Below are 12988 nucleotides of genomic sequence, written 5' to 3' on the forward strand. Positions count from 1 at the left end.
AAATGATTAAACCCACGAAATGTATACTACATATCATGAAATGATTCATCCTATAATCATTTTGCCTTCCGGATGACGATATAATTCTTTACCCTTTTTCGGCCCCAGTGCATAAGCTAGCGTGAGTGGCCCCAGTCTACCTGCAAACATCGTCAGGGTAATCACCAGCTTACCTATGACTGTCAAATCAGGTGTAAGCCCCATCGACAGCCCCACCGTACCATACGCAGACACCGTCTCAAACAAGATCATCAGAAAATGATGATCTTCGGTTGCCGACAAAATCATGGTCACCCCGATCACGAACAGCAACCCCAGCAGTGTAATGGTCAAAGCCTTGTAAATTCGTCCCTGCGCAAGTCGGTACTTGAACAGTACAATATCTTCACGCCCCCGTAGCATCGAAATCACGGCTCCAATGAGCAGCGCGAATGTTGTGGTCTTAATCCCGCCTCCAGTAGAGCCAGGAGAAGCCCCGATAAACATGAGTATGATGATAAAAAACTGCGTAGCCTGCCGCAAGCCTGCAATGTCCAGTGTATTGGCACCTGCGGTACGAGGGGTTACGGACTGGAATAAAGATCCCAGCAGTTTCCCCCCCCAATCAAGCGAGCCAAGAGTCTTTGGATTCGTAAACTCAAATACAAAAATCACGAGCGTGCCGACTACAATCATAGCGCCCGTCATGCTGAGTACCACCTTAGTATGCAAGGAAAGTCTCTTGCGCTTGCGATATTCTGCCAGGTCCGACATCACTACAAAACCAATTCCGCCTGAAATAATCAGGAACATAGCTGTAAAATTAACAATCGGATCATATACATAATCTGTCAGGCTGCGAAAGTGCCCGAATAAGTCAAAACCAGCATTGTTAAACATGGAGATGGCATGCCAAATCCCAAAATAAATCGCCCTGCCTACAGGCATATCAAACGACCAGCGAATCGCAAATATTGCAGCACATACGCCCTCAATGACCAGCGAGTACAGCAGCACCTTACGAATCAATCCGACAATTCCTTCGACAGAGGTCTGATTCATCGCTTCCTGTAAAATGAGGCGCTCCCGTAAGGAAATCCGACGTTTGAACACCAGCGCGATCAAGGTAGCCATAGTCATAAAGCCCAGGCCGCCGATCTGAATGAGCGCAGCGATAACAACTTGACCAAAGGTTGTAAAAAAGGTCCCCGTATCCTTTACGACAAGCCCTGTAACACAGGTCGCGGAAGCGGCAGTAAACAAAGCGTCTATAAACGCAAGTGGCTTTCCTGTTGTATTGGAGATCGGCAGCATTAACAATAAACTACCTATTAGAATGATAATGGCAAAGCCCGCAACGAATATCTGCGGTGGAGAAAGCCGGAGCCAGCTTGCATTGGGATTCATCTATTCATCACTTCTCTCCTAATCCTTAAAACTATAAAAACAGTGATTTAATACGGTGTAAGCCCGCTACGCGTTCCATTTGATCTTCCGATCGTCGTTGCCCCTAATTTTTTTGATTTTTCCAAACCTTTAGTAACTATAATTAGCATTCCCTGAATACAGGAAGAATGCATGTCAAGCACTACTCTGCCCCCTGTGCTATTGGCGGGCAGCAGCGAAGGGAGCAGAATTGTTCTGAAGAAGCGAAGCGTTTGCCTTTATCTCCGGATTTTAACCATTAAAGGGGTTATACAATCAAAAAATCCGGGGATAACAGCAATCGGAAGAATAATCTGCACCCGCAGCGGTCTAACCAATCCAAACACTTTTATACACACAAAAAAAGACACCGGAAAACCGAGTGCCTGACTTGGTTCCTGCTCACAGCCTACGAGGTTAGCTGACGGATTCGGGCAGCACAGTATGCCCTATTTACACATCCAATCCAGCAGGATCAGCTGTAAAATTCACCCCAGTAACATGGTTCCCCCGTTTTCTCATAGAAATTCGGCTCAACTGTATATCATTACCTATGTATTTTATAGGCATTGCCTCAAGATTATAATCCTTCTATATCCAGATCACAAAACCGATTTCGCCGAAAAAACGTGAAATTGGCTTTATTTTGCGAATGGGCATCGTTTAATCGCAGCTTATCTTATTTTATTGGAACTTTAAAGTGCTTTCACTCTATTTTCATGAATATCGCTGGTCTGTTGGCGGGAACCTGTGCAGTATGATATCTTTAATGGATGTTCTTATTTACAGATTAAGGAGGAAACTCATGAATCCTATCGGGAAACCGGTCGTGCTCACGGCCAACTTCAAAAAATTAGGCTTGCTGGGCGGGATTGGCCTGATTTGCTTTTTTATCTTTCAATTGCTTATTCCCTCGCTTAGCAATCCGAGTCCAGAATCAGTAATGAACGCAAAGGTCATCAGCAAACAAGAAGCGGTCATACACGCATTGGACTTTGCCCGCTCCGAGTTGGGCTATACTGAATCACAGCCAGAGGAGCCTGTCGTGACCTATCAGGCCGAAACAGATTTGTACGGTTATTTATCTAGAGAAAAACTGCTTCAACAGTACGACCGTACATGGAAGAAAAATTACCCTTACGAAACCTTTCGGGTTGATCTGCCTGAATCCTCAGCGAAAAGCAAACTGCAAATTCATGTGGATTTATCCACTGGGAAGGTCGTTAGCTTTAAACGGATCACCTCCAGTACCAATTACACACAGGCTGATATTTCTACGGATGAAGAAGCACGTAACAGGCTTATACGTGTAGCTGAGGACGGCATGACGCTTGAAGCCAAGGAGCAGGCGGCCGCAGTATGGGTTAAGCGCTTTGGTTTTAAGCCGTCGGACTTGAAGCTCGCCACCACTGAAAAAGAAGGTGGATTAAAGTATACCGTAGACGATAAAAAAATCGGCGCCTCGGTACTTACATTGGCTTTTACTTTCGAAGACGGTGATGTTCGCTCCTTCTCTCAAAGCTTTTCGGCCCCGTCGTCCTATACCGATTATATCGAAAAGCAAACATTTTGGGCGAATTGGATGACCTATGCGGGTTATGCCCTATTTAGCTTTGTGCTGGGTGTTCTTGCCATTGTGTATGCGTCACTCACCCGACGACATACTTCATTTGTACGCGGCATTGTTCTGTCCGTTATATACTTTATTGCAAGTATAGCTGGGACAATGAACATGCTGCCTTTATTGCAAGCAGAAGCAGGCGGTAAGGGCATGCTTATATTTCTTATGGTGTTCCAGATTGGTGTTACCTTCTTCATGGCAGTAGCGCTCTACTTCTCCTTGGTCGGCGGTGACGGACTTATGCGTCAGGTTGGACTGAATGCATGGCCGCGTGCGAAAGAGCCGGGCTACGGGCTGTATGTGCTTCGCAGTATGTATGTTGGCTACTTGTGGGCCTTTATTTTACTCGGGGTACAATCCATCTTATTCTTTATACTGGAGCGCACATTTAATACATTCTCCACAACAGATGCCACGCAATCCCCTTACAATATGGCTTATCCATGGTTACTGCCGATTATGGCCTGGATGGCAGGTATTGGAGAAGAGACTGTCTACCGTCTGTTTGGTATTCCGATGGTCAAAAAAATAGTGAAAAACACTTTTGTTGCTTGTCTGATCACCACGCTGATTTGGGCACTGGGACATACACTTTATCCGATCTATCCGGTGATTTCCAGACCTATTGAGCTGACTTTTCTTGGCTTGCTGTTCAGTTTTGTGTTCCTGCGTTACGGTTTTATTGCCGCCATGTTCAGCCACGTTATTTTTGACAGCATTCTAATGGGGCTTAGTGTAATGAGTCTGGGAGACACTGTGAATGTGAGCGCTGGTCTATTCTGGATCTTACTTCCAGCCATTGTGGGTTACATCATTTATTGGTTTAGTCCTAAAAAGCCAAATCGAATTATGTTTGAACCTATTAAAAAAGAGGAGCCGTATTCTACGACTCCTCCTCCCGAAGGGCAGCTATAATCTGACGCGCAAGCTTATCCCCAATAGAGAGAGGCCGGAATTCTTCAACGCTGGCCTCTCTTATTTTTTTGAGTGATCCAAAATGCTTGAGCAGTAACTTACGCCGTTTCTCGCCGATGCCTGGAATAGAGTCCAGCCGGGAAGTTACCATAGATTTGCCGCGTTGCTCGCGGTGGAACGTGATGGCAAAACGGTGAACCTCGTCCTGAATCCGTTGCAGCAGATAAAATTCTTCGCTATTGCGTGCAAGTGTCACGGCCTCAGAGGACTCTCCCACTAATAGTTGGGAAGTTCTATGTTTGGCATCCTTCACCAGACCACACACAGGAATGAACAAACCCAGCTCATTTTGCAGTACATCGGTCGCCGCCTTAATTTGTCCACGTCCACCATCCACAACGATCAAGTCGGGACGTTCCAGATTTTCCTTAAGCACACGTTCATATCTACGCCGAATAACCTCACGCATCGTTTCATAATCATCGGGTCCCTGCACAGAACGGATCTTATATTTTCGATACTCCTTCTTGGCAGGCTTGCCATCAATAAACACGATCATGGCGGAGACTGGATCGGAACCCTGGATGTTGGAGTTATCAAACGCCTCCACCCGGTGCAAGCTATCCAGCCCAATGGCACGTCCGAGATTGCTTGCAGCTTTGGATGTCCGTTCCTCATCCCGCTCGATCAGCTTAAACTTCTCATCCAAAGCAACACGTGCATTTTCCGTCGCCATGCCTGTCATTTGCTTTTTCAGTCCACGCTGCGGTACAAGTACCTTAACATCCAACCATTCAGCCAGAGCGAGAGCTGCCGTAGCTGGGTCCTCCAGTCCACCGGATAGTTGGGTTTCTGTTTCCTTTATCTCTGCATCTTGGTCACCAACTTGACCTTGATTCGTTGCTACTGCATAAGCTACTCGTTCTTCAGCCACCAGCAGTGAGTCAGCAGAATGCTCTGTCTCCGTTTGTATCGCTTTCTCATCTGTCTGTCCGGTAACATCGGCTGTAGGTGCACTGTGGAGTGCAGTTTCTGCCGCAACCGGTTGATAGACATTGACCTGTTCTGCCTGCATCAGCTTAGGAGAATCCGGCAGCAATATTTCCTGCGGCACTGCTGGGTTGTCACTATAATATTGCGTCACATAAGACATAAAATCACTGTAAGCCTCACCGTAGAAAGGAAAAGTCGACATATGGCGCTCGATCATTTTACCTTTGCGGACATATAGGATTTGTACACACATCCAGCCCTTATCTACTGAAAAACCGAATACATCTCGATCCTTCGCATCCGATGTGGTGATTTTCTGCTTTTCCATCATCGCGTCGATGCTGATAATCTGATCTCGCAACTCCTTGGCCCGCTCAAAGTACAATTCCTCTGCGGCCTCCTGCATTTTACGCTGAAGATCCTTTTTAATTTCCTCATGTCCCCCGCTCAAAAAGGAACCAATCTCCTGACCAATCTGCTCATACGTTTCCTTCTCGACCTCTTTCACACAAGGCCCCAAACATTGATGCATGTGATAATACAGACACACTTCCTTGGGCATCACACCACACTTGCGTAAGGGATACATGCGATCCAGCAGCTTTTTCGTCTGATGTGCCGCGTAGGCATTGGGGTACGGTCCAAAATATTTTGCTTTATCTTTCAGAACGCGACGGGTCACCTCCAGCTTGGGGTGTGCCTCGTTCGTAATTTTCAAATACGGAAAGGTTTTATCATCCTTCAACAGCACGTTATAGCGCGGCTGGTGCTTTTTAATGAGGTTGCACTCCAGAATGAGCGCCTCCATATTACTACCTGTAACGATATATTCAAAATCACGGATATCGGAAACCAATCGCTGCGTCTTGCCGTTATGGCTACCTGTAAAATAGGAACGGACCCGGTTTTTCAACACTTTGGCCTTGCCGACATAAATGATGGTGCCTTCGCTGTTCTTCATCAGGTAACAGCCTGATGCATCCGGCAGTAACGCTAATTTGTGCCGTATGTTTTCCAGCGCCTTCTCCTGATTCTGCAAGTCCTCCGCATAAGGTTTCATTCGCCCGGTTCCTCCTTCCATTCTTAATGACTGCTCAACTAACTATTTATAATATATAGGAATAATACACAAAAACGCCCCCGGTATTTACAACCGGAGGCATTGACCTTTCATGGCCGCTCCACCAAGCCCCCGCGGGAGCATGGGTCACATGCGATGATTATTGGTGTTTAGTAAGCATGCTTTTCAGCGCTTCTTTGGAGTTCAGACCTACCACTTTATCAACAGGCTGTCCGTCTTTGAAAACGATCAGGGTAGGAATACTCATCACGCCGAAACGGGAAGCAGACTCTGGATTTTCATCCACGTTTACCTTCGCGATTTTGACGCTGTCGCCAACTTCTGTGGACAGATCCTCCAGAATGGGAGCGATCATTTTGCAAGGACCGCACCATGGCGCCCAAAAATCAACCAAAACGGTTCCTGTGCCTTCGACTTCTGCGTTGAAGGATTGATCGGACACGTTAACAATTGCCATTGTATGTTCCTCCTTTATAGAAAAGTCAAGATTATTATAACCTGTAATGTCTGTTTCGACACCTTTTAATTATATCACAATAGTCTTTTAATTGTAAGATATCAAAATAGCAGACGGATAAACGCTTACCCCCGCTGATTTTTTCCCTTTACGGTAATGACATCTACAAAAGGACGAATCCGGTCCATCAAGCGTTGTCCTTTGTACATTTCCTCTCCGTCCTTGCTCGTAAAGCTGAGATGCTTCTCCAGCCCCTGCAACGAATAATTGGAAGTATAAAAAGTAGGTTTGCGGTTCATTCGGTAATTCAAAATGGAACCCATCACATGGTCCCGTACCCACGGGCTTAAATTTTCGGCACCAATATCGTCAAATACGAGCAGATCACAATTTTTGAGCATTTCGGTCGTTTCCTTCAGCTTCTGTCCATCCTGAATCATGGACTTTAAGTCCTCCACAAAATCAGGCATATACACGATCACACCGTTCAGACCCGACAGAGCCAGCTCGTGCAATAGATAGCCCATCAAAAAAGTTTTACCCGTACCAAACGTACCTTCCAGATACAGTCCTTTTTTGGATAGACCCTGACTTTTCGTTTCTTCAATGTAACGGAATAGCTGTGTGACGGCAGGCATACGTTGTGAATCTTTGCGCGCAATCTCAAGAGCGTTATATCCCTCCAGAAGTGCCCGTTCATCCACATAAAAGCTTTTAATTCTCTGACGCACCCGTTGTTCATGTTGGGAAGCAACCAACTTCGCACATGGGGTCCGAATGTCCACGATTTCGGCTGTTCCATTCGGATATTCCACGCCCAGCTTACAAAAGTGGCCCTGAAAATCGTTAGGACACTGTTCCAGCCCCGGACAATTGTCGCAATTTCGACGATCCCGGGCATACTGAAAGAGCATGCTCATGTTGAGTCGCAATTGTGTTTCGTCCACATCAGGATGCGCAGCACAAAACTCCTGCACGAGCGGATCATTTAGAACTTGATCGGCTACATTGCGAGTGCGCTGGCGAAACGAAGGGTTCTGCATCTGCTGTAGCAAATCGCCCAGTGATTCCAAGAACGCTCCTCCTTTCTAAAATGTGCAGAGTTATGGGGGGAGACGCTTCGCGGATGGATCATTCTTACGATCGCTGTTGCCACCAGATTTTTTCTATCGTAATAGAAATTTAAAGGTGAAAATCCGGTGGCAAAGGCGAACGCTATCGCTTCTCCAGAACGATTCCATCCGCTCCGCTACTGACCGCCATAAAGTCGACATCTATTTGAATTGGCTTCGCTTAATAGTTTCATAAAACCTAAAATTCACTAGACTTTTTTCTGTTTTCCGGATTGCATTCGTTCGGCGAGACGCAGCAGTTCATCCAATTCTTCCTCAGATACAGACTCCTCGGAAGGGTGATCCTGAACGATTGGAATGGATGGCTTGGCTGGCCCGTTATTTTTGGCATATGCGCGGGATCGGCCGCCGGAAGGAGAAGCAGAGGACTGTTTTCCTTTTACCTTGGCTTGATCCCTTATATATTGAACGGCTTTTTCGTAAGTGTTTACCTGCTTAAGCAGCATGTTGGAAGCAACGGCCTCGACAAAGTTTCGGTTAATTCGCTGATCGCTCCCCGATACGAGCAGTGACATCAAATAATGGATCAGCACATTGATGACTTCACCGGGCAGCTTATAGCTGATATCAATTTTCTCGAATATATCCAGCAGGTTACCGGGAACCGTGCCGGGGAAAAAGGTTTGCAGCAAACGGCGATAAGGCTCGTTGCGCAACATCATATTATATTGGTGAATGTCACACTTGGCTGTGAATTGTGGTGGAACCTCCACATAAAATTCCATTTCCACAGCCTGTTCTGCAGGCGGCTCTTCAGGTGTGGAAGCTTCTCTTTGGCGCAAGGCGACCACTTTGGCGGCCTGTACCTGCTGTTCCTCCTGACGCTTCCGATCCTGTCTGGAGTGCTGACTAGCCCGAAGCTGAAGCTCGTCAAGCAACAAGTCGCCTGCTTCGGTAAAAATACCATCCTCATCCAGCAAGCGACTAATATCCTGTACAGAAAGGTCAAATTTGCGAACAACGTAATTGACCATGCCTAACTGCTCGTGTTCAAACCGGAGACGCTCCACGTGCTTGCGATTGGCAGATTCACGCGGAAAACGGAGAATAATATCTGCATAATTCAATGCTTCCTCCGATTCTGACGCTAGTGGTCCAGTCTGACGGCTAGTGGACACCTCGGACAGCGCCTGTTCCAGTTCGTAATCTATAACATGGGTATTCAATTCAAATAACTCGTAGAAAGGAATCGAAATATTTTCTTTATTATAGGAAGATTGCGACCATTCGCTAGATTCCCTACTCCACAACGATTCTCTCAGAGAAAGCACTGCAAACTTACCGATTTTGTCTCTCAACAAAAGGGTGAGATGCTGCGTTCTGAAAAATTCAGCAGGTGCGAGCGGCGGCTGCATCTCATATTCATACATATAGTCGTCCGTTTCGGGTGCATACAGCCTGGACGTCTGTAATAGACCGACGGCCTCCAGCTTGGAGGTCTGTTCAATCAAATACTTGCGTCCCTTCTCACTCGGCTCCAGTCCCAGTGTCAGAAAAAGGCGACGCTGCTGTTCCAACGGCGAATAACCGACTTGTCCTACTGGCACATGCTGGAACAACAGTCGATACAGACTGACCGCAAATGCGCCTACCATCGGCTGATAGACGCTTCCCAGCATCAATTCATCCAGTGCGCTCAAGCCAAATTCCCGATAAACGCAGTAGCGGTGGTTCTCAGTATAGTGCAGCAGGTTTTTCATCCGCATTCCAACATTCTTCCTTTCCTGACATAACGGTCTCCAAGATGTTTTTCTATTCTATCATACTTGCCTTCTCGTGGGACCAACAAAATAAGGGCAATTGTTCTCCTTTTTGGCAGCCGTATTCGTCTGAGTTCTACTTTTTTCGAGAATACTAACTATTTTAAGACTTTGTGACCTGCATCATGGTAAAAATAAAATTCTTCACACTTCTTTCATTGGTGAAAAGCTTTACTTTGAGCTACAATATAATGGTTAAGCATCACGTATTGGATACAGGAATGATATAAGGAAGTACACATATTTCGGCTGAGCCGATTATCATTTACAGACGTAAAGGAGTGTAGATCGTGAGTCAACATCAACCTCAACAAACCCCAGCAACACCCAACGAAGTAGCCTCCACACTGGAAGGCTGGTATGCGCTTCACGATTTCCGGTCCATCAACTGGACAGCATGGAAGACCGCAGACGATGAAGAGCGCGCCGGAGCACTGGACGAGCTTCAAGAGTTTATGAAGGAATGGAACGTTACCGAGGAAGCGGGTCTGGGCAGTTCAGCTGTCTATACTGTTGTCGGACAAAAGGCTGATTTTGTCATGATGCACCTGCGCGAAACGCTGGAAGACCTCAATAAGCTGGAAAATGACTTTAACAAAACAACCTTCGCCAAATATACAACCAAAACCTATTCTTATGTGAGTGTGGTGGAACTGAGTAATTATTTGAGCAAGGATGAAGATCCCATGCAAAATCCACAAATTGTCGCACGCTTGAAGCCTGTACTAAACAAGGCCCGTTATATTTGCTTCTATCCAATGAACAAAAAACGTGATCTGGACGATAACTGGTACATGCTTTCGATGGACGAGCGTCGCACCTTGATGCGTAGCCACGGCTTAATTGGACGCAGCTATGCTGGCAAAGTAAAGCAAATTATTTCCGGTTCCGTCGGCTTTGACGATTGGGAATGGGGCGTAACACTGTTCTCCGATGACGCACTTCAGTTCAAGAAGCTAATCTACGAAATGCGTTTTGATGAAGTCAGTGCCCGTTACGGTGAATTTGGCTCCTTCTATGTCGGCAGTGTGTTAAATGAAGAGACATTTGAAGACATGTTGAAGCTGTAAACCATAAGCGTCGGAACTATATCGCAACATACAATCAAGGATTTCGTGAACTCCCACTTTCGGGACGACGGAATCCTTTTTTATATACCTTGATGCGCCAGCTTTCTTTTCTCCAAAGCGATCAGAATAGAGATAATAAGCAGCAAACCACTTAGTAAGATCAAAAAGCCTCCCAATTCGGGAATAAAATATTTTAAGCTTCCACCTTTAAAGCCCATACCTCTCAAAAACTTGAAATGCCAGGTCAATGGGAGAATGTTACTTACATATTGCAGCGATGGAGGCAGCATAGCCACTGGCAATTGAGCGCCGCTCAGTAAAAACGAAGGCAGTATAATTAGCATGAGGCGTGGGGAAGCTTTTCCAGGATTGGCCGCATTCCACCCTAAAGCCATCGCAAACAAACCCAACGTAATCGTGTACAGGAGAAATGGAATACTGAGCTGCCATACATTCGCTTCAAAGCGTAGTCCGCCAATTTGCTTAAGTAAACCAATGGACAGGTAAAAGGACACACATCCTACTAACGCATACGGCAACACCCTAAGAATCAAGCCATACGAATGCTGAAGCTCCTCTTTTAATCTTCCTTGCTCCCGCAATCGCGGGACAATTGTCAGTACAGTAGCACCAATCAGTGAAATCATGACCGTATTAATGAACCCCATAACCGAGGTCATCAAAGTAGCATTGGTAGGATTATATAACAGGCGCTGCTGAAGCAGCATATTGGAAGTAAGCCCTGTAACCTGACTGTCACTCATTCCCATACCCTTTAATCCACCACCAGCCAGCATCGCATTTTCCGTCGCCATGATCTCTGTGACTGCCGAGCGTAGATTTCCAGTAGCCTGACCTACCGTATTATCTACATAAAAACCGATGTTGCTCTGAACTCCTTTAATCCTATTTTCCTCCAACCCAGCTGGAAGGTAAATCACCGCAAAAAACTTTTCATTATATAAAAGTAAATTCGGATCGGTTTCGTTCTCTTGCACATGGCGTACATCAATATACTGCGATGCATCTAATTTATTAATAAGCTGTCGGCTATAACTGCTATGATCTAAATCGACTACAGCTACAGAGGCATCGTTAAGCTGATTATTTTTAAAAACAAATCCAAAGGCAACAGCTACAACGATAGGAACGAGCAGCATAATAAAAACCATTTTGCCGCTGATCATCAGCTTCCATTCTTCTATAAACGCCTTCATTTCGTCACAACCTCTACCGTCATTCCAGGTAATAATTCAGATGTTCGCTGGACATCCACCCGTATTTGGAAGGAGCTGATATCCGACAGACCTTTGTCCCGACTCATTCTCATGTTGGTATACTGAGGGGCAGAAGTAATGTACCTCACCTTGCCTTGGACATCTTTATCTAAAGCTACAACGTGCGAAGTCACATTTCCCCCAGCTTTAAACTGTGATATGGAATCCTCGCCCACATAAATATCGTAGTATAGCTGATTGGTTTCAATAACGGCGCCCGTTGCCCCCGTAGAAACGATCTCTCCCATTTTAGGTACAATACGCGACACCTTACCATCTGTGGATGCCTTCAGCACCATACGTCCACGCTGCAATTCCAAAGTTTTGAGTTGAACACTCAATGCCTGCTTTTGTTGAGCCAGAAGATCCACATTGTATTCGCTATTCTTAACATCTTTTCGTGTTTGCGAGGTTTGAGTCAAGGCTTCCTTGGCCTTTTCTGTTTTGATACGAGCCTGCTGGCGTTCCTCAGCAGTTGCGCCAGCCTCCATTTTATCCAAAGCGGTTTGCTGCTGAGCGATCCCATTTTTAGCAATGTCCGATTGTTTGCTAGCCGCTGTAATCTGGTTATTGGCAATTTCAACCTGATCCTTAGCTGTATCTAACGCGATTTGGGCATTATCCAGTTGGTTTTTGGCGTTATCCAGTTCTGCTTTGGTTCCAGCTCCAGCATCATATAACGCTTGAATACGGTTGTAATTCACTTTAGCCAAGTCCAGAGCCTGTTGTCTGGATGCTACTGTTTTTTGCGCGATTTCCGCATTTCTTTTGGCTGTCTCTACTCCTGTCAGAGCTGCGTCCAACGATTGCTGTGCTGCTTCAATAGCCAGCTTTTGTCTTACAATATCCTCCGCACGTGTGCCTTGGTTTAATAAGGACTCTCCCGCTTGCGCAGCTTGAATGTCCAATTGCCCCTGTTTTTCTGAATTCGAAATTTTCTCCGACTGATTTTGCAGCGCGTCTTTAGCCTGTTTTATTTTCACATCAGCCTGTGCGATATCCGTTTTTAATTTCTCAATTTGCAAATCAAGGTCTACAGGATCGAGGGTCATGAGCACATCCCCTTTTTTCACCTGTTGTTCTTCCTTCACCTCAATCGTGTTTACTCTTCCCCCTACACCCTGAAAAGCAACATTCACGGTATCCGCCGTAAGCAGTGTATTTTTTTGTTGGGCTGCCATACTCACAGCATCCTTGCCGCTCATTGCCATTAGCGTACCCCCGGTACCTAACGCGACAATAAGTAATACGTACACAATGATCTTTTTGTTCATTAC

Annotated in this window: 9 protein-coding genes and 1 riboswitch; of the genes, 2 read left to right on the forward strand and 7 right to left on the reverse strand. The window is 45.9% G+C overall.

All coding sequences use genetic code 11. The features are described from left to right. Positions 1 to 45: 45 nt before the first annotated feature. Entirely contained in the window at positions 46 to 1386 is a 1341-nt protein-coding gene (locus NSS66_RS19310) for a TrkH family potassium uptake protein (protein ID WP_340959569.1), read from the reverse strand. 409 nt (positions 1387 to 1795) lie between these two features. Then, positions 1796 to 1948, reverse strand: a riboswitch (cyclic di-AMP (ydaO/yuaA leader). A gap of 261 nt (positions 1949 to 2209) precedes the next feature. On the opposite strand from NSS66_RS19310, the gene NSS66_RS19315 reads away from it, so the two are divergent. Further along, a complete protein-coding gene (locus NSS66_RS19315; RefSeq protein ID WP_023990148.1) occupies positions 2210 to 3940 on the forward strand; it encodes a CPBP family intramembrane glutamic endopeptidase in 1731 nt (576 codons plus the stop codon). Here the strand turns inward: NSS66_RS19315 and uvrC are convergent. The 4 genes from uvrC to NSS66_RS19335 form a co-directional block, all read right to left on the reverse strand. Then, entirely contained in the window at positions 3909 to 5993 is a 2085-nt protein-coding gene (gene uvrC / locus NSS66_RS19320; RefSeq protein WP_279834474.1) for an excinuclease ABC subunit UvrC, read from the reverse strand. The genes NSS66_RS19315 and uvrC overlap by 32 nt on opposite strands. A 160-nt stretch (positions 5994 to 6153) precedes the next feature. Then, positions 6154 to 6471, reverse strand: coding sequence for a thioredoxin (trxA, locus tag NSS66_RS19325; protein WP_010347861.1), 318 nt, complete (start codon positions 6469 to 6471; stop codon positions 6154 to 6156). A 125-nt stretch (positions 6472 to 6596) separates the two neighbouring features. After that, positions 6597 to 7544 carry a primosomal protein DnaI gene (dnaI, locus tag NSS66_RS19330; protein WP_023990150.1) on the reverse strand — a complete coding sequence of 316 codons (948 nt, stop codon included), beginning with the start codon at positions 7542 to 7544 and terminating at the stop codon, positions 6597 to 6599. 248 nt (positions 7545 to 7792) lie between these two features. Beyond that, positions 7793 to 9310: a DnaD domain protein gene (locus NSS66_RS19335; RefSeq protein ID WP_028541451.1), complete on the reverse strand. Its 1518-nt coding sequence runs from the start codon at positions 9308 to 9310 to the stop codon at positions 7793 to 7795. Between the two features lie 344 nt (positions 9311 to 9654). On the opposite strand from NSS66_RS19335, the gene hemQ reads away from it, so the two are divergent. Beyond that, positions 9655 to 10434, forward strand: a complete 780-nt coding sequence (hemQ, locus tag NSS66_RS19340) for a hydrogen peroxide-dependent heme synthase (RefSeq protein WP_023990152.1) — start codon at positions 9655 to 9657, stop codon at positions 10432 to 10434. Positions 10435 to 10514: 80 nt separating this feature from the next. On the opposite strand, the gene NSS66_RS19345 is transcribed toward hemQ, so the two are convergent. Then, positions 10515 to 11651: an ABC transporter permease gene (locus NSS66_RS19345; RefSeq protein ID WP_340959571.1), complete on the reverse strand. Its 1137-nt coding sequence runs from the start codon at positions 11649 to 11651 to the stop codon at positions 10515 to 10517. Beyond that, positions 11648 to 12985, reverse strand: coding sequence for an HlyD family secretion protein (locus tag NSS66_RS19350; protein WP_340959573.1), 1338 nt, complete (start codon positions 12983 to 12985; stop codon positions 11648 to 11650). The genes NSS66_RS19345 and NSS66_RS19350 overlap by 4 nt, the downstream gene beginning before the upstream one ends. Positions 12986 to 12988 lie beyond the last annotated feature (3 nt).

This window comes from Paenibacillus sp. FSL R10-2748 (assembly GCF_038005565.1).
In the GTDB taxonomy this organism is placed as follows: domain Bacteria; phylum Bacillota; class Bacilli; order Paenibacillales; family Paenibacillaceae; genus Paenibacillus; species Paenibacillus polymyxa_B.

Bases quoted from the DNA above. Each gene is read 5' to 3' on its own strand.
- NSS66_RS19350 (WP_340959573.1), bottom strand. From the start codon at position 12,985: ATGAACAAAAAGATCATTGTGTACGTATTACTTATTGTCGCGTTAGGT.
- NSS66_RS19345 (WP_340959571.1), bottom strand. From the start codon at position 11,651: ATGAAGGCGTTTATAGAAGAATGGAAGCTGATGATCAGCGGCAAAATG.
- NSS66_RS19315 (WP_023990148.1), top strand. From the start codon at position 2,210: ATGAATCCTATCGGGAAACCGGTCGTGCTCACGGCCAACTTCAAAAAA.
- trxA (WP_010347861.1), bottom strand. From the start codon at position 6,471: ATGGCAATTGTTAACGTGTCCGATCAATCCTTCAACGCAGAAGTCGAA.
- NSS66_RS19310 (WP_340959569.1), bottom strand. From the start codon at position 1,386: ATGAATCCCAATGCAAGCTGGCTCCGGCTTTCTCCACCGCAGATATTC.
- NSS66_RS19335 (WP_028541451.1), bottom strand. From the start codon at position 9,310: ATGCGGATGAAAAACCTGCTGCACTATACTGAGAACCACCGCTACTGC.
- uvrC (WP_279834474.1), bottom strand. From the start codon at position 5,993: ATGAAACCTTATGCGGAGGACTTGCAGAATCAGGAGAAGGCGCTGGAA.